This window comes from Sporosarcina sp. FSL W7-1283 (assembly GCF_038003105.1).
GTDB lineage: Bacteria > Bacillota > Bacilli > Bacillales_A > Planococcaceae > Sporosarcina > Sporosarcina newyorkensis.
In genome coordinates, this window is the sequence record NZ_JBBOOL010000001.1 from 1,288,170 (window position 1) to 1,309,333 (window position 21,164).

At 42.9% G+C, this 21,164-nt stretch carries 20 protein-coding genes; all 20 read left to right on the plus strand.

Translation table 11 applies throughout. The annotated features are described in order from the left end of the window. The first annotated feature begins 133 nt into the window (after positions 1–133). On the plus strand, positions 134–1,159 hold the full coding sequence (locus tag MKY93_RS06045) for a ribonuclease HII (RefSeq protein WP_340758540.1): 1,026 nt from the start codon (positions 134–136) through the stop codon (positions 1,157–1,159). Further along, entirely contained in the window at positions 1,156–3,213 is a 2,058-nt protein-coding gene (locus tag MKY93_RS06050; protein WP_340758541.1) for a hypothetical protein, read from the plus strand. The genes MKY93_RS06045 and MKY93_RS06050 overlap by 4 nt, the downstream gene beginning before the upstream one ends. Next, the gene (locus MKY93_RS06055) at positions 3,210–3,497 is read left to right on the plus strand and encodes an EscU/YscU/HrcU family type III secretion system export apparatus switch protein (protein ID WP_078817762.1); all 288 of its coding nucleotides are present in this window, start codon (positions 3,210–3,212) and stop codon (positions 3,495–3,497) included. The genes MKY93_RS06050 and MKY93_RS06055 overlap by 4 nt, the downstream gene beginning before the upstream one ends. Before the next feature lie 114 nt (positions 3,498–3,611). Beyond that, positions 3,612–4,772 carry an ADP-forming succinate--CoA ligase subunit beta gene (gene sucC / locus MKY93_RS06060; protein ID WP_078817761.1) on the plus strand — a complete coding sequence of 387 codons (1,161 nt, stop codon included), beginning with the start codon at positions 3,612–3,614 and terminating at the stop codon, positions 4,770–4,772. A gap of 18 nt (positions 4,773–4,790) precedes the next feature. Continuing rightward, on the plus strand, positions 4,791–5,693 hold the full coding sequence (gene sucD / locus MKY93_RS06065) for a succinate--CoA ligase subunit alpha (RefSeq protein WP_340758542.1): 903 nt from the start codon (positions 4,791–4,793) through the stop codon (positions 5,691–5,693). A gap of 73 nt (positions 5,694–5,766) precedes the next feature. Further along, a complete protein-coding gene (gene dprA / locus MKY93_RS06070; protein WP_340758543.1) occupies positions 5,767–6,645 on the plus strand; it encodes a DNA-processing protein DprA in 879 nt (292 codons plus the stop codon). A gap of 125 nt (positions 6,646–6,770) precedes the next feature. Beyond that, positions 6,771–8,846 carry a type I DNA topoisomerase gene (gene topA / locus MKY93_RS06075; RefSeq protein WP_078817758.1) on the plus strand — a complete coding sequence of 692 codons (2,076 nt, stop codon included), beginning with the start codon at positions 6,771–6,773 and terminating at the stop codon, positions 8,844–8,846. Positions 8,847–8,883: 37 nt separating this feature from the next. After that, the gene (gene trmFO, locus MKY93_RS06080; protein WP_340758544.1) at positions 8,884–10,194 is read left to right on the plus strand and encodes an FADH(2)-oxidizing methylenetetrahydrofolate--tRNA-(uracil(54)-C(5))-methyltransferase TrmFO; all 1,311 of its coding nucleotides are present in this window, start codon (positions 8,884–8,886) and stop codon (positions 10,192–10,194) included. A gap of 335 nt (positions 10,195–10,529) precedes the next feature. Beyond that, a complete protein-coding gene (xerC, locus tag MKY93_RS06085; protein WP_078817757.1) occupies positions 10,530–11,429 on the plus strand; it encodes a tyrosine recombinase XerC in 900 nt (299 codons plus the stop codon). Positions 11,430–11,440: 11 nt separating this feature from the next. After that, positions 11,441–11,977 carry an ATP-dependent protease subunit HslV gene (gene hslV / locus MKY93_RS06090; RefSeq protein WP_078817756.1) on the plus strand — a complete coding sequence of 179 codons (537 nt, stop codon included), beginning with the start codon at positions 11,441–11,443 and terminating at the stop codon, positions 11,975–11,977. Positions 11,978–11,983: 6 nt separating this feature from the next. After that, positions 11,984–13,375 carry an ATP-dependent protease ATPase subunit HslU gene (hslU, locus tag MKY93_RS06095; RefSeq protein WP_078817864.1) on the plus strand — a complete coding sequence of 464 codons (1,392 nt, stop codon included), beginning with the start codon at positions 11,984–11,986 and terminating at the stop codon, positions 13,373–13,375. 86 nt (positions 13,376–13,461) lie between these two features. After that, the gene (gene codY, locus MKY93_RS06100; RefSeq protein ID WP_078817755.1) at positions 13,462–14,238 is read left to right on the plus strand and encodes a GTP-sensing pleiotropic transcriptional regulator CodY; all 777 of its coding nucleotides are present in this window, start codon (positions 13,462–13,464) and stop codon (positions 14,236–14,238) included. Positions 14,239–14,729: 491 nt separating this feature from the next. Then, positions 14,730–15,119 (plus strand): flagellar basal body rod protein FlgB, encoded by a 390-nt coding sequence (gene flgB, locus MKY93_RS06105; RefSeq protein WP_078817754.1) that lies wholly within the window; start codon positions 14,730–14,732, stop codon positions 15,117–15,119. A 2-nt stretch (positions 15,120–15,121) separates the two neighbouring features. Continuing rightward, positions 15,122–15,583: a flagellar basal body rod protein FlgC gene (gene flgC, locus MKY93_RS06110; protein ID WP_009765515.1), complete on the plus strand. Its 462-nt coding sequence runs from the start codon at positions 15,122–15,124 to the stop codon at positions 15,581–15,583. Positions 15,584–15,617: 34 nt separating this feature from the next. Next, positions 15,618–15,926, plus strand: coding sequence for a flagellar hook-basal body complex protein FliE (fliE, locus tag MKY93_RS06115; protein ID WP_078817753.1), 309 nt, complete (start codon positions 15,618–15,620; stop codon positions 15,924–15,926). Between the two features lie 62 nt (positions 15,927–15,988). After that, on the plus strand, positions 15,989–17,581 hold the full coding sequence (fliF, locus tag MKY93_RS06120; protein ID WP_340758545.1) for a flagellar basal-body MS-ring/collar protein FliF: 1,593 nt from the start codon (positions 15,989–15,991) through the stop codon (positions 17,579–17,581). 14 nt (positions 17,582–17,595) lie between these two features. Then, positions 17,596–18,609, plus strand: coding sequence for a flagellar motor switch protein FliG (gene fliG, locus MKY93_RS06125; RefSeq protein ID WP_078817751.1), 1,014 nt, complete (start codon positions 17,596–17,598; stop codon positions 18,607–18,609). Continuing rightward, positions 18,602–19,378 (plus strand): flagellar assembly protein FliH, encoded by a 777-nt coding sequence (fliH, locus tag MKY93_RS06130; RefSeq protein WP_050804633.1) that lies wholly within the window; start codon positions 18,602–18,604, stop codon positions 19,376–19,378. Before fliG ends, fliH begins: the two co-directional genes overlap by 8 nt. Before the next feature lie 2 nt (positions 19,379–19,380). Then, positions 19,381–20,715, plus strand: a complete 1,335-nt coding sequence (gene fliI / locus MKY93_RS06135) for a flagellar protein export ATPase FliI (RefSeq protein ID WP_009765510.1) — start codon at positions 19,381–19,383, stop codon at positions 20,713–20,715. Next, a complete protein-coding gene (gene fliJ, locus MKY93_RS06140; RefSeq protein WP_009765509.1) occupies positions 20,712–21,164 on the plus strand; it encodes a flagellar export protein FliJ in 453 nt (150 codons plus the stop codon). The genes fliI and fliJ overlap by 4 nt, the downstream gene beginning before the upstream one ends.

Consider the following 21,164-nt stretch of genomic DNA (forward strand, 5'->3'; position numbering starts at 1 on the left):
TCATTTCCCGGCAGTTGCTTTTTTATTCGAAAAATTGATTATTAAACCGATATAATACATAGATAAGAATTTTGTTATTTATGTTGAATTTAAGTTTTTACATGAGTTTGTTCAAAAATGGACACTTAGTTGATTGGAGTGGAAGGCGGCGAAGGGCAAAGATGTGCTCCCAACGCTTCGCTTATGCTCGCAAAAACCGTTCTACGTTACGGCTTTTCCTGCGGGAGATAGCGCGAATGGCGAGACCCCGCAGGAGCGAAGTGACGAGGAGGCTTGCCCGCGCCCCGCGGAAAGCGTCCGCCTGGAATGGAAATTAACAGGTTCTACGCTTTACTTTGAGTGTAAGTTATTTATTTCAGTTTATATGGATGGACAGGTGAAGAAATTGACAACGATTCAGCAAATAAAAAACCAATTGCAAGACTTAGAAGAACCGAATGAGTGGCTGGATGAACTTCGAACGGATGAACGAAAAGGTGTGCAGCTCGCGATTAAACAATGGAAAAAACGATATGAGAAAAGACAGCAATTGATCAACGACTTCTTACAGAAGAAAGCATTTGATGATGCATATAAAACGACAAGAATTTCACTTATTGCAGGAATTGATGAAGCTGGAAGGGGTCCATTAGCCGGACCGGTCGTCACGGCAGCTGTAATCCTGCCTGAAGAGAGTTCTGTTCTACTAGGTGTAGATGACTCGAAGAAAATTTCGAAAGTCGAGAGGCAGCGATTTGCACAGCTGATCAAAGAACAGGCGGTAGCATACTCAATTCACGTACAGTCGGCAACGGTTATTGATGAACTGAATATTTACCAAGCAACGAAGCAGTCAATGGAAGCAGCAGTCAATCAGCTATCTGTAAAACCGCACACGGTTATTGCGGATGCTATGAACTTGATGCTTGACTGTCCTGCGTATTCCATCGTTAAAGGTGACGAAAAGAGTCTGTCTATCGCAGCGGCTTCCATCTTGGCTAAAACGACGCGGGATGATCTAATGACGGAGTTACATGAACAGTTTCCTTGGTACGGCTTTGATGAGAATGCCGGCTATGGAACGGCAAAACACTTGCAAGGACTGGAAACGCATGGATTTACTGCGCAACATCGAAAATCATTCGAACCAATCAAAACGATGTGGAGGAATCGCCAATGAATATGAATCCATTATCCATTTCGTCCGTCAAAGTTGCTTCCGCAGATTCCCAACCGCTGACTTTAAGAGAAGGCCAGATGATCCATGGAAAAGTGCAACAATTATTTCCGGGGCAGATGGCGCAAGTCCAGGTAGGGAATCAGCAGTTGTACGCAAAATTGGAAGTGCCAATGCAAGCGGGCGATACGTATTATTTCAAAGTTAATGGGACAGAGCCGGAAATACAGTTGCAAGTGATCGCGGGACCTATGCGCGGATCGGAAGGTCAAACAGGGCAATTGGCACAACTGACGGAGTCGCTGAATTTACCGAAGACGGCAGAAATGAAAGAATTACTTGCTGCAGTTATCAAACAAAAGTTCCCGATGACGAAAGAAAATTTAGTGGACGCTGCCAATTTACTCAAAAATGTGCCAGACGGGATGAAAGAGCAGGCACTCGCAACCCTTGGAAAAATGGCCAACATGCGTCTTCCTTTCACGCCTGCTGTATTTCAATCGCTGATGCAAGCGCAGACAGGCACGATCACTCAAAGTCTTACTTCACTACAAAGCGCGTTACAGACTGAACAGAATCTTGCACCCGCTGTACGCGAACAAATACTTAATGCATTGCAGGCGTTAGCCAATCCTGCAAGCCAATCCGTCGGCAAAGAGTTACTCGGTCAGACGATAACACAATTATTGAATCCTCAAACGAGTAAAGGAGACCGTTTTGCTGCTCTGCAACTATTGAAAACGGCGGGCATCCTTCCTGCTCAGACGTCACTCGCCAATCTGCCGCAAGCAGTAGCCCAATTGATGACACAATCAAGTGACGCAAAGGCTCCAGCTCCGCAGCAACCGCAGATTGCAACAAATCAGGCTGCTGGAAGCCTTGTAGCGTCCGGCAAAGTAAACGGAAGTGTTCGGGTCCAGGTAGATGGTACAGCGCCGTCAACAAGCTCTAGCGCAGCCACACAAACCGACCAAAGAGTCAATATGGACAGCCAAGCGGCTACATTAAAAGCTGTGCAGGCATTACTCAGTAAGTTGAGCCAAACACCAGCGGCTGAGCAACAAACAGCAAAAACAATTATTCAAAATCTAGCTCAGCAAATCAACACAAATCCTATCCTTCCTGAATCAGCAAAAGTTGCTTTACAGACCGTCATCAATCAAATCTCGCAACAGCCGGTAATGAATGACAGTGTCAAAGCGGCTTTCATTGAACAATTCAGCCAAACGTTCTTGCAACAAGTCAGCGGGTTGTCGTCTGTTAATTCGGTTGCACCACGAGATGTACAGCAAGCTTTGATGTCACTCGTATCGATCCCACCTGATCAAGCGGATGAGACATTACGAATGCTTATCCAAAATGCGGAAAGAACCGGCAACACACAACTGAAACAACTGGTCCAAACAGCAGAAATGCAAGTGTCCCAAGCAATGAACGGCCCAGTTATGAAAGAAGCGATACAAAGTGTATTAAGTACGTTAGGTTTCAATTATGAAGCTTTACTGAACGGAAAAGAACCGAATTTAGCGAATCTGGCCAATACATTAAAACCCCAGCTACTGACTCTGCTGCAAGATCCCTCTCTGTCTCCGCCGTTGCGTGAGGCTTCAGAAACGATGGTTTTGCGGATGAATGGAACGATCATCCAGACAGCGGAGACGAGCGTCCAGCAACAGTTGATCATGCAAGTGCCGCTAGAATTATTCGGAAAAAAGATCGATGCCACACTGCAGTGGAATGGCCGCATGAAAGAGAATGGTCAGATTGATCCAGCTTTTGCGAGAATTTTATTTTATTTGGAATTAGAAGCTTTATCAACGACGTTAGTAGATATGCATGTACAGAATAAAGTGGTGAATCTCACTATTTTTAATGAGCAAGAGTCATTGCGTACGACCGGATTGACATTCCAAACCATGTTGAAAGACGGTTTGGAACAAGTGGGCTATAAACTTTCAGGTGTATCATTTAAACCATTTACTGAAACACCACAATCTGTGAAAAAACCAGTTGGCTCCTTGTATACTGATGAAGGAGGAGTGGATTATCGGATATGAAAGAAGAGCGCTATGTAAGGAAAGAAGCGGTTGCACTTTCTTATGACCCCGAAGTATCAGACGCGCCAAAGGTCATTGCAAAAGGAAAAGGGATGATTGCGGAAAATATTCTTGAAAAAGCTAAAGAGCACGATGTTCCGGTTCAGGAAGATCCCAGTTTGCTAGAATTACTCGGACAATTAAATGTCAATGAAACGATTCCGGAAGAACTTTATCAGGCGGTATCGGAAGTGTTTGCCTATATTTATCGTTTAGACCGCGAAAAAGGTAGTAGGAATAGTTGAAAAATAGAGACTTTCACTTCACAATAGTCATTCTTGGACAAAATGTGACGGTTTGTTTACAATAATAAAGTAATTGAACTTCAAGTAATTGCAAATCGAATGGAGGCAGTACTTATGAACATCCATGAATACCAAGGGAAGCAGCTATTGAGAGAGTACGGTGTTGCTGTTTCGAAGGGCCGTGTTGCATTTTCGCCAAAAGAAGCAATGACTGTAGCGAAAGAAATCGGAACTGAGCCTATTGTGGTAAAAGCACAAATCCATGCGGGTGGACGTGGGAAAGCTGGCGGAGTTAAAATCGTCAAAACTCCTGATGAAGTCCGTGCAGTAGCAGCCGAATTAATCGGAAAACAGCTTGTTACACACCAAACAGGTCCTGAAGGACAAGAAGTAAAACGTCTTCTTGTCGAAGAAGGAATCGACATCGAAAAAGAATTTTATATCGGTCTAGTCGTGGACCGCGCAACAGATCGCGTTACGTTAATGGGATCTGCTGAAGGCGGCGTGGAAATTGAAGATGTGGCTGAGAAGAATCCTGAAAAAATCTTCTATGAAGTCATTGATCCGGTAGTAGGATTGGCTCCTTTCCAAGCACGTCGAATGGCGTTCAATATGGAAATTCCAAGCGGACTGATCAATAAAGCAGTCAGCCTATTTTTAGGTCTATATAAAGTATTCAGTGAAAAAGACGCATCAATTGTCGAAATTAATCCACTTGTCGTAACGAAAGATCAGCGAGTACTGGCTTTGGATGCTAAATTCAATTTTGACGATAACGCAACATTCCGCCATAAAGATATTGTCGAATTGCGTGACTTTGACGAAGAAGATCCAAAAGAAATCGAAGCATCTAAACTGGACTTAAGCTATATTTCTTTAGATGGGAATATCGGCTGTATGGTTAATGGTGCGGGTCTTGCAATGGCAACAATGGATACGATTCACTATTATGGCGGCGAACCCGCTAACTTCCTTGACGTTGGGGGCGGCGCGAAGAAAGAAAAAGTCGCTGGTGCGTTCAAAATCATTTTATCCGATCCGAACGTAAAAGGTATTTTCGTCAATATTTTCGGTGGAATCATGAAATGTGACGTCATCGCTGAAGGTGTTATTGAAGCAGCGAAAGAAGTAGAACTTCAAGTACCACTTGTTGTACGTCTAGAAGGAACGAATGTTGAACGCGGGAAAGCTTTGCTTGAAGAGTCCGGTATTAATATTGTAGCTGCGGATTCAATGGCTGAAGGCGCGAAAAAAATCGTTGAGTTGATAGGATAAGAAAGGCAGGTACAAAGCATGAGTATTTATGTAGATAAAGACACCAAAGTAATTGTACAAGGAATTACAGGTTCCACTGCCCTGTTCCATACGCAGCAAATGTTGGAATATGGTACAAAAATCGTCGGCGGCGTAACACCTGGAAAAGGCGGCCAAACAGTTGAAGGAGTACCGGTCTTCGATACAGTTGAAGAGGCTGTGAAAGCTACGGGCGCAACTGTTTCCATCATTTACGTACCTGCGCCGTATGCAGCAGACGCGATCATGGAAGCGGTCGATGCAGAAATGGCTATGACGATCTGTATTACAGAGCATATCCCAGTACTCGACATGATCAAAGTGAAGCGTTATATGGAAGGCAAAGAGACACGTCTTATCGGTCCAAACTGCCCGGGTGTTATCACGGCAGATAAAACGAAGATCGGTATTATGCCAGGCTATATTCATACAAAAGGCCATGTAGGTGTAGTATCACGTTCTGGTACACTGACTTATGAAGCGGTACACCAATTGACACAAGAAGGAATCGGCCAAACAACTGCTGTTGGGATCGGCGGAGACCCTGTTAACGGTACGAATTTCATCGATGTACTGAAGGAATTCAATGAAGACCCTGAAACGTATGCAGTCGTTATGATCGGTGAAATCGGCGGAACAGCTGAAGAAGAAGCTGCTGCTTGGGTTAAAGAGCATATGACAAAGCCGGTTGTAGGATTTATCGGCGGTCAGACTGCACCTCCAGGAAAGCGTATGGGCCACGCAGGCGCCATTATTTCGGGCGGTAAAGGAACAGCTGCAGAAAAGATCAAAGCTTTAGAAGCAGCGGATATACAAGTGGCAGAAACGCCATCTGTCATCGGCGAAACGCTTATTAAAGTTCTAAAAGAAAAAGGTCTGTACGAAAAATGTAAAACGAAGTAAACTAGAGGGTGTAGCGATAATGCTGCACCCTTTTTTCGTGCTTTGCTTGTAGTGTCGATTAAAGGAGCTATCGATGCAATTTACTGAACAACAAAAACAATTAATAAACCTTCATTATATTCATCCCGTACCGTATAATAAATTTCAGTTATTAGTGCAGGAAAATTCGTTCTTAGACAGAATGGAAGCGTATTCAAGTGATTATTTGAAACAACTTCTAGGCCTTTCAGAAGAGAAAGCTGTACGATTTAAAGAACAATATATGGAAGTTTCCAAGCTTCCTCTTATCGATTTATTACAGCAAATCAATTGCACCCCCATCCCTTATTTCCATCCGGATTATCCCGAAGAATTAAAGCAATTATGCGATCCACCGGCGGTATTGTATGTTAAGGGAAATCAATCTTTGCTAAAAAAACGACTGCGTGTGGGAATTATTGGTTCCCGAAAAGCGACGGTGTATTCTAAGAAAGCGCTCGATTTCATTGTACCGCCTTTAGTTGATCAAAAGATACCGATCGTCTCAGGTTTGGCAGCGGGCGCGGACGCTATGGCCCATCAAGCAGCTATGCATTTTGGCGGAGATACAATTGGCGTATTAGGTCATGGATTTTCGTATATGTACCCCAAGAAAAATGAACGAATTGCGCAGGAGATGGCTGAGAATCATCTATTAGTAACGGAATATCCACCGTATATCCCACCCGCTAAATGGACATTTCCAATGCGTAATCGAATTATTAGCGGGCTGTCGAGTGCCATCGTCATTACAGAATCTGTAGAGAGAAGTGGAACGATGAGTACAGTGGAGCATGCACTGGATCACGGAAAAGAAATTTTCGCAGTGCCGGGTGCTATCGATTCGCCTTTATCCGCCGGTCCGAATAAGTTGTTAGATGAAGGCGCCAAGCCATTATGGAGCGGCTTTCAGATTATCGATTTATTACAGTAATTTGCCAGTGTACCTGTTCGTAAAATGTTTAAAAGGTTGCATTATCCGAGAAACTGTTATACATTTTGCAACAGATATTCTTTTGATGAATAAATATAAAAAAATCTCTCTGAGGAGGGAAATGTATGGCAGATTACTTAGTAATTGTAGAATCACCTGCTAAAGCGAAAACCATTGAGCGCTACTTGGGGAAGAAATATAAAGTCAGTGCATCACTTGGACATTTACGTGATCTACCCCGCAGTCAAATGGGTGTAGATACCGAAAATAATTATGAACCGAAGTATATTACAATCCGAGGAAAAGGACCGATACTTCAAGAATTAAAAAAAGAAGCAAAAAAAGCGAAAAAAATCTTTCTCGCGGCTGACCCGGATCGCGAAGGGGAAGCAATTGCTTGGCATTTATCCCATCAACTTGGCGTGGATATCGAATCCGATTGCCGCGTTGTATTCAACGAAATAACGAAAGATGCGATTAAAGATTCATTTAAGCATCCGCGTCCGATCAATATGAATCTAGTCGACGCACAGCAAGCGCGACGTATTCTGGACAGACTAGTCGGTTACAACATCAGTCCGATCCTCTGGAAAAAAGTAAAAAAAGGATTATCGGCTGGACGCGTTCAATCTGTCGCATTGCGCTTGATTATCGACCGTGAAAATGAAATCAATGCGTTTGAGCCGGAAGAGTACTGGAGCATTACAGCTCAATTTACTAAAGGCAAAAAGACATTTGAAGCTGCATTCTACGGGGATGCGAATGAGAAAGTGAAGCTGACGAATCAAGAGCAAGTCGAAAAAATCGTCAATTCACTTCAAACGGACGAATTTGAAGTATCCAAAGTAGTGAAAAAAGAGCGAAAACGTAATCCGGCATTGCCGTTCACTACGTCATCCCTTCAGCAAGAAGCTGCGCGTAAACTAAACTTCCGTGCGAAGAAAACGATGATGCTCGCCCAACAATTATATGAAGGAATAGCGATTGGAAAAGAAGGAACGGTTGGGTTAATCACCTACATGCGTACCGACTCTACAAGAATTTCCGATACGGCGAAAGATGAAGTGAAATCGTATATCCACACCATGTATGGAGAAGAGTTCATTTCTACCAACAGCCGGAAAACAAAAGCCAAAGCGAACACACAGGATGCGCACGAAGCAGTCCGTCCTACTTCCGCAATGCGGCCACCTGAAGCCATGAAAGCGTTTTTATCGAGAGATCAATTGCGTCTGTACAAACTGATTTGGGAACGATTCGTAGCAAGTCAGATGGCGCCTGCTATTTTGGATACAGTAACTGCTGATTTTCTGAATGGTGATATTCGTTTCCGTGCCTCAGGTTCTCAGGTGAAATTTCCTGGTTTCATGAAAGTGTATATTGAAGGCGATGACGATCAACAAGAGGAAAAGGAGAATATTCTTCCGCCGCTTGAAGAAGGGGAGCGTGTCAAATACGAAGAAGTGGATCCTAAACAGCACTTCACGCAGCCTCCGCCAAGATATTCCGAAGCACGCCTAGTGAAGACCTTGGAAGAATTGGGGATAGGCCGTCCTTCCACGTTCGCGCCGACATTGGATACGATCCAAAAACGTGGGTATGTCACATTGGATGCTAAACGTTTCATCCCGACAGAACTAGGCGGGATTGTTCATCAAGCTGTCAATCAATACTTCCCTGACATTATTGATATCGAATTTACAGCCCAGATGGAGCGCAGTCTTGACAATGTCGAAGAAGGCAGTGTCGAGTGGCGAAAAGTCATTGATGAGTTCTATCGTGATTTTGAGAAACACGTAGAAGTTGCAGATGCAGAGATGGAGAAAATCGAGATCAAAGATGAGCCTGCAGGAGAAGATTGCGAGAAATGCGGATCTCCGATGGTATTCAAAATGGGACGATACGGTAAATTCATGGCTTGCTCCAATTTCCCGGATTGCCGAAATACAAAAGCAATTATCAAGCCAATCGGTGTGACTTGCCCTAAGTGTAAGGAAGGCGAAGTGGTCGAACGTAAGAGCAAAACGAAGAGAATATTCTTCGGTTGTGATCAATATCCAGAATGTGATTATGTATCGTGGGATAAGCCGATTTCACGGCCTTGTCCGAAGTGTCAACATACATTGGTAGAAAAACGCCTGAAAAAGGGTGTTCAAATACAATGTACAGAATGTGATTATAAAGAACAGCCACAAAGTTAAATACGCAAGTGAGCAAAACGAGGAAGAGGGATTTGAAATGACGCAAACTGTAAATGTAATCGGTGCAGGCCTGGCTGGAAGTGAGGCTGCCTGGCAACTGGCCAATCGGGGAATCCAAGTAAAATTATTCGAGATGCGTCCGGTCAAGCAGACGCCGGCACACCATACAGATAAATTTGCGGAGCTAGTGTGCAGTAACTCCTTACGGGCGAATAATTTGACCAATGCAGTAGGTGTCATCAAAGAAGAGATGCGACAGATGAATTCATTGATCATTCAAGCGGCAGATCGCTGTGCAGTGCCTGCTGGCGGTGCACTTGCGGTAGACCGTCATGAGTTTGCCGGGAATGTAACGGAGCAGATTCGCAATCATCCGAATATAGAAGTCATTAACGAAGAAGTGACGAAATTACCTGAAGGAATTACAATCATCGCTTCTGGTCCATTGACATCGCCTGCGTTAGCTGAGGAAGTTCGTCAGTTGACGGGGGAAGATTATTTGTACTTCTATGATGCTGCAGCTCCTATTGTTGAAAGTGATTCCATTGATATGGAAAAAGTTTATTTGAAATCCCGCTACGATAAAGGGGAAGCGGCTTACTTGAATTGTCCAATGAATGCTGAAGAGTTTGATCGGTTCTATCAAGCGCTTATCACGGCAGAAGTGGCGCCATTGAAAGATTTCGAAAAAGAGATGTATTTTGAAGGGTGTATGCCGATTGAAGTTATGGCGAAGCGTGGAGAGAAAACGATGCTTTTCGGTCCATTGAAACCGGTTGGACTGGAAGATCCGAAGACTGGCAAACGACCTAAAGCTGTCATTCAACTCCGGCAAGATAATGCGGCTGGCACATTATATAATATCGTGGGCTTCCAAACGCATCTGAAATGGGGAGCACAAAAAGAAGTGTTGCAGTTAATACCTGGTTTGGAAAATGTTGAAATCGTGCGGTATGGTGTAATGCATCGAAACACCTTCATCAACTCTCCAAAAGTGTTGAGCTGTACGTATCAATTAAAGTCGCAGCCGACAATTTTCTTCGCGGGTCAAATGACAGGCGTAGAAGGTTATGTCGAATCAGCTGGTTCCGGACTCATTGCAGGTATCAATGCCGCTCATTTAGCGAAAGGTGACAAGCCAATTCGTTTCCCAAGGGAAACAGCGCTAGGCAGTATGGCGCGGTATATTACAGATGCTGATCCAAAAGGCTTCCAACCGATGAATATCAACTTCGGATTGTTTCCTGATTTGGGCGAACGCATCAAATCAAAAGCGGAACGTGCGGAAAAACATGCCAATCGTGCATTGGATGCATTACAGCAATTCAAAGAAACTACGACAATTTAACCCAAACCTTACCCATTCAGTGGGTAAGGTTTTTATATGCTTTAAATTGGGTGGGAAACTAAACCTTGGCAGAAACGTCTGTTAAGAGAGCTAACATAGTTTGACAATCGACTAATTTTGATAAGTATTTTGAACAATATGTGTCAAAACGGATGTTTAGGGGAATAATTGAGGATGAAGTAGTTTTCAAAGTTGCCGAAAAATCCTTGCTATTGTATAGTGTTTGATGGAGAACATTTGGATTAGATTTTAAATTCCAAACTATATACATTCAAGAATTTTTAGAATCTTTCGCAGCACTCTGGATAACTTACTAAAAGTGGCGAGGTGATCCAATGATTCCGGAAATAAAGGACTTGGCGGATGAATATGTATCTTATATTCGTTTGGAGAAAAACTATTCTTCGTACACCGTAGCAGAATACGAAAAAGATCTGCGAGAGTTTTTAGCATTCTTGCATGAAGAACATATCAATGTTTTAGATGATGTGGAATATCCAGTTGCGCGGCTTTATGTCACCCGTTTATATGATCGCTCTTTTGCGAGAACGACAATCTCCAGGAAAATTTCTTCGATTCGCTCTTTCTTCAAGTTTACCAATGCTCGATATGGTATTCAAGACCAGGCTTTCCGATTGCTGTTTCATCCGAAAAAAGAGGAGCGTCTTCCTGCTTTTTTTTATGAACAGGAGCTCGAAAAGCTTTTTGATGTGACGGTGGGAGAAGATTATCGCTCCTTGCGTGATCGTGCATTGTTAGAACTGCTGTATGCGACGGGTATTCGGGTCGGTGAACTCGTGACCATGGAAATGCAGGATGTAGATCATTATTTGGGAATCGTCAAAGTAATGGGGAAGGGACGAAAAGAACGATTCGTCCCCTATGGCAGTTTTGCTGACGATGCTTTGCAGCAATATATGGATAATAGCCGTCCGCAATTGATGAAGCAAAAGAAACACTCTATGCTTTTTGTCAATCTGCGAGGTGATCCATTAACTGATCGGGGGGTCCGTTATATATTAAATGATTTGATGGAACGAGCTTCTTTACATACGAAAATTACACCGCATATGATCCGTCATACATTTGCCACTCATTTACTTGGAGCGGGCGCGGATCTAAGGTCTGTACAGGAACTGCTCGGTCATCGTCATTTATCGTCCACACAAGTGTATACCCATATTACGAATGAACATTTACGCCAAACGTATTTACAAACGCACCCTCGTGCATAGGAGGAGAGACAATGGAATTTCATGCAACAACGATTTTTGCAATTCATCATGATGGCAAGTGTGCCATGTCAGGCGACGGGCAAGTAACAATGGGCAACGCGGTCGTCATGAAACATACAGCAAAGAAAGTGCGCAGATTATTCAATGGTCAAGTTCTTGCAGGCTTTGCTGGATCGGTGGCAGATGCTTTTACGCTGTTTGATCTGTTTGAAGCGAAACTCATGGAGTACGACGGTAATTTGCAAAGGGCATCTGTTGAACTTGCGAAAGAATGGCGGGGAGACCGGATTTTACGTAAGCTGGAAGCGATGTTACTCGTTATGGATAAAAAAACTCTTTTACTCGTCTCTGGTACAGGTGAAGTGATAGAACCGGATGACGGTATTCTGGCAATCGGCTCCGGCGGAAATTATGCGCTGGCGGCGGGAAGAGCTTTAAAGAAATATAGTACAGGTTTAACTGCCGAGGAAATTGCAAAAGCTTCATTAGAGACCGCTGCTGATATATGTGTCTACACGAATCATGAAATCATTGTGGAGGTGCTTTGATTGGTGATGAAACAAGAATTAACGCCAAAAGAGCTCACTGCTTATTTGAACCGTTTTATCGTCGGTCAGGAAAAAGCGAAGAAAGCAGTAGCTGTCGCAATGCGTAATCGCTATCGAAGAATGCAGTTAACAGAGGAAGAACAAGAAGAAGTCATCCCTAAAAACATCCTGATGATCGGTCCTACAGGTGTAGGGAAAACTGAGATTGCACGCCGAATCGCTAAATTAATTCATGCTCCATTTGTCAAAGTGGAAGCGACGAAGTTTACTGAAGTAGGTTATGTAGGGCGCGACGTGGAGTCCATGATTCGTGACTTGACAGAGGTCGGTGTTCGCATGGTCAAGGAGGATTTGCGTGAATCCGTCAAAGAACAAGCGCAGAAGCTTGCGGAAGAGCGCTTAGTGAAACTCCTTGTACCAGAAGCGAAAAAGAAAAATAGCGGACAAAATCCTTTCGAAATGTTCTTCGGTCAAAAAGGACAGCCGGAAGAAGAAAATCCGGAAGAACAAACAGAAATAAGACGTAAACGTTCCGAAATAGCTGAGCTGCTGAAAAATCGTCAAGTAGAGGAACAGATGGTAACTGTTGAGGTCACTGCACAGCAACCGTCGCTATTTGATGCGCTACAAGGTTCAGGGATGGAACAAATGGGTACAGGTATGCAAGACGCTCTTTCTTCTCTCATGCCGAAAAAATCAGTAAAACGCCGTATGAAAGTAAAAGATGCGCGGGTCGTATTAGAGGCGGAAGAAGCGGATAAGTTGATCGATCAAGACGAAGTGGCGCGTAAAGGGATCGAATTAACAGAGCAGGCAGGCATCATCTTCTTGGATGAAATGGATAAAATCGCGAGCAGCAACCAGAAATCTTCAGGCGAAGTGTCTCGAGAAGGTGTCCAGCGCGATATTTTACCTATCGTAGAAGGCTCGACAGTTACAACTAAGTATGGCGCGGTCAAGACAGACTACATTCTATTTATTGCAGCGGGTGCTTTTCATATGTCCAAACCATCGGATATTATCCCGGAATTGCAGGGGAGATTCCCGATTCGCGTAGAACTGGATAAATTGACAAAAGAGGATTTTGAGCGCATACTGCGAGAGCCTGATTTTTCGTTGTTACGACAATACGAGCGATTACTTGCAACCGAAGAAGTTGAAATTGAATTTACGGATAATGCAATCAGCAAACTTGCCGAGATTGCATTTGAAGTAAACAATGAAACAGAAAACATCGGTGCCAGAAGATTACACACGATTTTAGAAAAATTGTTGGAAGATCTGTCGTTCGAAGCAGCTGACATCGGTCCGGCTTCCATTAAGATCACACCTGCTTATGTAGATGAAAAGTTAGAAGGAATTGTTAAAAACAAAGATTTGTCACATTTTATACTTTAATGAAGGCTTAACTGTTTATTTAATGATTAAAAACCTTTAGAATATTCATTAAAGTCAACTGTAAATTTTGAGGAGGAACTTTAGAAATGAGTTTATTAGTAAAGACAAGAAAAATTAATGCAATGTTACAAGAAGGCGCCGGCGGTCCTGTCAACTTTAAAGAGATGGCAGAGGAATTAAGTGACGTCATCGATTGTAACGCGTTTATCGTAAGCCGTAGAGGGAAACTACTTGGCTTAGAGGTACACCATCAAATCGAAAACGATCGGATGAAAAAAATGTTTGAAGATCGTAAATTCCCTGAAGAGTATACAAATAATTTATTTGCTATCCAGGAGACATCTCCAAACCTTGATATTAACAATGAGCACACAGTCTTCCCTGTAGAGAACAAAGACTTGTTCAAAGATGGTTTGACAACGATTGTGCCGATTATCGGTGGCGGTGAGCGTTTAGGGACATTGATCCTGGCTAGATTGAAGGAAGGTTTCACTGAAGACGATCTTATCCTTGCAGAGTACGGCGCGACGGTGGTAGGAATGGAAATCTTGCGTGAAAAGTCTGAAGAGATCGAGCATGAAGCCCGCAGTAAAGCTGTTGTTCAAATGGCGATCAATTCACTTTCATACAGTGAACACGAAGCGATTGAGCATATTTTTAGAGAACTGGACGGCAACGAAGGTTTACTAGTTGCATCTAAAATTGCAGACCGTGTAGGGATTACTCGTTCCGTTATAGTCAATGCACTTCGTAAATTAGAGAGTGCCGGTGTTATTGAATCCCGCTCTTTAGGGATGAAAGGTACGTATATTAAAGTATTGAACGATAAGTTCTTGACGGAATTAGAAAAACATAATTCGTAAAAATAAAGCACTACTTCTCGTTAGGAGTAGTGCTTTTATATGTTCTTTGGCATGCGGAATGTTTTTTTCTTACTATTGCAAAAACATATGAATAATATTTCCTAGGATTTTATATCTATTTACAATTTGTCGTATTTAAGAGATATTTGTCATAAGGAAAAAGACTATGGTAAGTAAGACCGAGCTTCTTAGTAAAGCAAACTACGCTATAAGCGAACTAGTGTTTATAAAATTATGTATATGGGTAAGAGGAATAGAAGTAATGAATATTCAGTGACAAAGTTGTGTGTAATTGGAAAAAATTCAATTAAGAGCCATGAATTTTTTTGAAATATATTGGACAATATTCAGCAGAATCCGTTACAATAGACTAGTAGATTATTAGAAAATATCCTTTATATATATAGAAAATGGTAAGTAGTACACTTTTTGCGAAAAATGCTGTCGGATTAAGGTGAAATGGTACTACATGAAGAAAGGAAATAGAGCCTATGAATATTTACGGAGGCACCATTGCAATGCTTGAAAAAGGCCTGGATTATTCATCTGCCAAAAGCAAAGCTATCTCGCAGAATATTGCAAATGTCGACACGCCTAATTACAAGGCAAAATCTGTCAATTTTAAAGAAGTGTTTTCTAATGAAATTAGCAAGGGCATAGAAGCCTACAAAACGGATGTAAGACATATGGACTTCACTCGTTCTGCGGGAAGCAAAACATTTGATGTATCGAATCTCCGTTACCGACAAGATCACAACGGGGTGGATATGGACAAAGAACAGGCGGATTTAGCGGCGAATCAAATCTATAACTCAGCGTTAATTGAACGTTTAAGTGGGAAGTTCAACACATTACAAAGCGTTATTAAAGGAGGTCGCTGATTGTGAGTATATTCCACAGTTTGAATACATCTTCCTCAGCCCTCACTGCGCAACGCCTTAGGATGGATGTCATTTCGTCCAATATGGCAAATGTCGACTCCACACGTGCAAAACAAGTGAATGGTGAGTGGGAGCCGTACCGTCGAAAAACAGTGACTTTGCAACCGAAAGAAGGACAATTTGCTTCTTTCCTGCAAGCGGCAAAAGGGGTTCACTCCCACGGCGGCGCAGGCAATGGCGTAGCAGTAACACGAGTGAAAGAAGACCGTGAAACGCCTTTTAAGTTGGTTTTTGATCCATCACATCCTGATGCAAATGAAGAAGGCTATGTACAAATGCCGAATGTTGATCCGTTGCGTGAAATGATCGATTTGATGTCTGCGACGAGATCCTATGAAGCCAACGTAACCGTACTGAATGCAAATAAATCGATGCTAATGAAAGCGTTAGAGATCGGAAAATAAACAGCACAAGCTTTTAGAAAAGGAGTGAATATGGATGCCGATTCAATCAATCACTGGGGCTACATCCGCCATGTCTGTACAACAGCCTGAACTAAAGACACAGAAAACCCCTTTCGAGGCTCAGCAAAGTTTCTCCACTATGTTGAATGACGCAATTCAACAAGTAGATCAAGCGCAGCAAGCTTCTGATACAATGACGGTCAAGTTGATTAAAGGAGAAGATGTCGATTTGCACAACGTCATGATCACTGCTCAAAAAGCAAGCGTCGCACTGAATGCGACTGTCGAAATACGCAATAAAGTGGTAGAAGCCTACCAAGAAATTATTAGAATGCCTGTCTAACAGATAGTGAAACACTAGGCAGACTTAAAAATTTGCCTAGCTAGGCTGACCGGGGGATTAAAATGAAAGAAAGATTTACAAAGCTCAGAGCAGACCTCAAGGCGTTCTGGGAAAGCTGCTCGAAAAGTAAAAAAATCACATATATTGCTACAGCAGCCAGTGTTATTGCATTGGCCATTTTTTTAACGGTGTATTTGTCTAGGACCACCTATGTAACCCTCTATTCGGAAGTATCGCCGTCTGAGATAGGCCGTATCAAGGAAGTGTTAGATGGTCAGGGTGTCGCGTATCAAGTGGAGCCCGGCGGTACAGCTATATCAGTACCGGAAAAGCAGTTGGACAATCTGCGAGTTTCGTTAGCAGCGGAAGGATTTCCGGATTCCGGGCTGATCGATTACTCTTTTTTCTCAGAAAATGCGGGATTCGGTACGACAGACAATGAATTCAACATGATCAAACTTGCAGCGATGCAGACGGAACTAGCGAATTTAATAAAGGGTATAGAAGGTATCAAGGATGCAAAAGTCATGCTTACTTTACCGACAGAGGGTATTTTCGTAAATGACAGCACGCAAGAGGCCAGTGCTGCAATCATGCTGAAAACGAACCCTGGTCAAACTTTCTCAGAGCAACAGATCACCTCACTCTATAACTTGGTTTCTAAAAGCTTACCGAACTTATCTACTGACAATATTCTTATACAGAACCAGTATTTTGAGTACTTTGATCTAAATGACTCAGGAAATTCTTACGGACAGAGTGTAACTGATCAAATGGGCGTGAAAAAGACAATTGAACGAGATCTACAGAGACAAGTGCAAACGATGCTTGGCACAATGATGGGGCAAGACAAAGTGGTTGTTTCTGTTACAACAGATATCGATTTTAAAGTAGAAAAGCGTGAAGAAAACCTTGTAACACCTGTCGATGAAGAAAACATGGAAGGTATTGCGTTAAGTGTTCAACGGATTACAGAATCGTTTTCTGGAACGAATCCAGCTGTTGGCGGTACACCTGAAGCGGAAGATCCGACCGACAATCGAACTACCTATGTTGAAGGCGACATGGGGAACGGCGATTATGAGCGTTTAGAAGAGACGATCAATAATGAAGTGAACCGAATCAAAAAGGATATCGTGGAGAGTCCTTATAAAATCCGGGACATCGGCATACAAGTAATGATTGAGCCGCCGACAGCGGACGATCCTACTTCACTTTCCACTGAAGTGGAGCAAGATATTGAACGGATTCTAGAAACAATTGTACGTACTTCTTTAGATAAAGAAGCAGCTGGAGAATTGACGGATGAAATGCTGGCTGAAAAAATTGCATTGTCTGTTCAACCTCTTAAAGGTAAAAATATGGCGTTTGAAGAAACGAAGACAGCTATTCCTTGGTGGGTTTACGTAATTGGCGGTGTCTTGTTGCTAGCAATTATCGTCCTTGTTGTTCTGTTCTTGCGTAAGCGACGCAGAGATGCGGAAGAGGAAGAAGAACTGGCATTGGCGGAAGAAATGGAAGCAATCCAAGTGGATGATATTAACTTGGAACAAGAGACGGAAGCTACTGCACGTAGAAAACAGCTCGAAAAAATGGCGAAAGATAAACCAGAAGAATTTGCGAAGTTATTAAGAACGTGGATTGCTGAGGAGTAACGGAGGGGTAAAAATTGGTAAAGAAAGACAAAGGTATGTCAGGCAAACAAAAAGCTGCCCTATTGCTTATCTCTCTAGGACCTGAAGTCTCAGCGGCGGTTTATAAGCACTTAAATGAAGAAGAGATTGAGAGATTGACATTGGAAATATCAGGTGTCAAAAAAGTAGATTCCGCTGTAAAAGAGGAAATCATAGAAGAATTTCATAATATTGCCCTTGCGCAAGATTATATTTCGCAGGGCGGGATTGGATATGCGAAGACGGTACTTGAAAAAGCGCTCGGTAAAGATCATGCACAGGCGATCATTAACCGTCTGACCTCGTCGCTTCAAGTACGACCGTTTGATTTTGCTAGACGGGCAGAGCCTTCGCAAATCTTGAACTTCATTCAAAACGAACACCCGCAGACGATTGCGCTCATCCTGTCTTATCTAGAAGCGGAGCAAGCAGGATTGATCTTATCTTCATTGCCACAAGAAATGCAGGCGGATATAGCTAAACGTATTGCAACTATGGAGTCAACTTCCCCAGAAGTGATCAGTGAAATCGAAGCGGTGCTTGAACGTAAACTGTCATCTACTGTCACACAAGATTTCACGGAAACAGGCGGTGTCGATGCAGTAGTAGAAGTATTGAACGGTGTCGACCGGGCAACCGAGAAAACAATCCTCGATGCACTGGAGATTCAAGATCCGGAGTTGGCAGAAGAGATACGCAAAAGAATGTTTGTCTTCGAAGATATCATTACATTGGATAACCGCTCCATTCAGCGGGTTGTTCGTGAGTGTGAGAATGAAGACCTCATTTTATCTATGAAAGTATCAAGCGAAGAAGTAAAAGATATTCTATTCAAAAACATGTCACAACGGATGGCGGAATCCTTCCAGGAAGAAATGGAAGTTATGGGTCCGGTCAGACTGCGGGACGTGGAAGAGGCACAATCAAGAATAGTAGGTATTGTTCGCAGACTAGAGGATGCAGGCGAAATCATTATTGCACGCGGCGGAGGAGATGACATCATTGTCTAATCTATTTCGTTCAGAACGTACGGTAGTAAAACAAAATCAAGTGAAAGAAATCTCGATTCGCAGTTTGCAAAATGAACCGGTGCCTCAAGTTTCTTCTGAGGCACCGGTAAACAATGCAGCGATGTTCGCTGAGCGTAATCAGATGCTTCAAGAAATTCAGCAACGCAGCGATATTGCGAATGCTGATATTCAAAAGCGAATGGAAAGTGCAGCAGTAGATATCGAGTCGATGCGCTCTGCCTGGTCAAATGAAAAAGAGCAATTGCAGCAGCAGGCATATGACGAAGGGTTTCAGGCTGGCTTCGAAGATGGGCGCAATAAAGTGATATCAGATATGCAGGAAATGATCCAAGCCGCAAATGAAACAACGACATTGTCCTATCAGAACGCTACGCAATATTTGATTAACCAAGAACGAGTCATTTTGGATATTGCGCTTCGTTCAGCTGAACAAATTATCAACCAAACGATTGAAGAGGATGAAGAAACATATCTTTCAATTGTCCGGAAGGGTATAAAAGAAGCACAAGAAATGAAAGAAATTAAACTATTTGTTCCCACAGAACACTTTAAAATGGTGACCGATAATCGAGCAGAATTATCCTCCATCTTTCCGCCTGAAACGCCATTCTTGATTTTTGTCAATGAAGACTTTGACGCCACGGATTGCTTTATAGAAACCAATCACGGCCGCATAGTAGTAAGCGTCGATGAACAATTGAACGAACTGAAAGAACAGCTTGTTGAAATTATGGAAAGTGGTGCGTAATTTTGAGAAAAGCCGAAGATCTTATCCGAATTATTCCAAATATCAACACGATGAAAAAGTATGGCCGAGTTATTCGAGTAGTCGGGTTGATGATTGAATCGCAAGGGCCTGAATCTTCTATTGGTGATGTATGTCACATCCATTTAAATGTACCAGATACAGGGCGTTCGATTATTAAAGCGGAAGTAGTGGGATTCCGTGAAGAAGTCGTCATGCTCATGCCATATACGGACATCAGTAATATTTCAAGCGGCTGCCTAGTTGAAACGCTCGGTAAACCTCTTGAAGTAAAGGTTGGAATGAACTTGATAGGACAAGTTCTCGATTCCATGGGTAATCCGATTGATCACAGTGCATTGCCAAAAGGTTTAGCAACTGTGCGGACAGAAAACAGCCCCCCGAATGTCCTTACGCGTCCGACAATTAATGATAAACTTGCAGTCGGAGTTAAAGCTATTGATGGCATGCTGACAGTAGGAAACGGCCAGCGGGTCGGAATCTTCGCAGGGTCAGGTGTCGGGAAAAGTACATTGCTCGGAATGATTGCTCGCAATACTGAAGCGGATATAAACGTTATTGCACTAATCGGAGAACGTGGCCGGGAAGTGCGAGAGTTTATTGACCGTGACTTGGGACCTGAAGGGTTGAAGCGTACGATCGTTGTGGCGGCCACATCGGACCAACCTGCGCTCATGCGGATCAAAGGTGCTTTTACAGCTACTGCGATCGCGGAGTATTTCAGGGATAAAGGTATGAATGTGATGCTGATGATGGATTCGGTTACGCGGGTAGCAATGGCGCAGCGAGAAATTGGACTGGCTGTTGGTGAACCACCTGCAACGCGCGGCTATACACCTTCTGTTTTTGCTATTTTACCGAAACTTCTAGAACGTACAGGCACCAATGAACTAGGCGCAATTACTGCTTTCTATACAGTGCTTGTGGACGGTGACGACATGAACGAACCGATTGCAGATGCAGTCCGGGGGATTCTTGACGGCCATATCGTGCTTGACCGAACGCTTGCAAATAAGGGACAGTACCCTGCAATCAACGTCTTGAAAAGTGTCAGCCGTCTAATGAATCATATTGCAGACCCTGAACACGTCAAGGCAGCAGAACGATTGCGTGAACTCTATTACACTTACGATAAATCAGAAGACTTGATCAATATCGGAGCTTATAAAAAAGGGACATCCAAAGAAATAGATGAAGCAATTGAATATGAGCCGATTATCACGAACTTTTTGAAGCAAAGCTATAAAGATAATGTCCAGCTGGAAGATACAGTGAATGAGATAGTAGCTTTAGCTTCTGGAGGAGGCGGCAACATATGACTTCTTACCACTATCGTTTTGAAAAAGTGCTGACATTGCGCGAGCAAGAGCGGGATGAAACAGAAATGGCTTATAAAGAGGCCATTCAGCAATTTGAGGAAGTGGCGAGGGAGCTGTATGATCAGCTGAAGAAGAAAGAAGACACGCTTGAAGAACAGCAACAGCGGATGAGCACAGGTTTTTCTATCGATGATTTGCACCACTATTCACGTTTTATTAACACGTTGGATATGAAAATTGATTATATCCAACAGGAAGTGGTGAAATCACGTTCAAAAATGAACTGGTACGAGTCGCAGTTATTAGAAAAGAATATAGAAGTAAAGAAATTCGAAAAAATGAAAGAAAAAGGCAAACAACAATATGATGCAGAAATGGACCATGTGGAGGCAAATCGGATCGACGAACTGTCTACGATGAAATTTCGCTCGAAAGAAGACAGGTGGTAA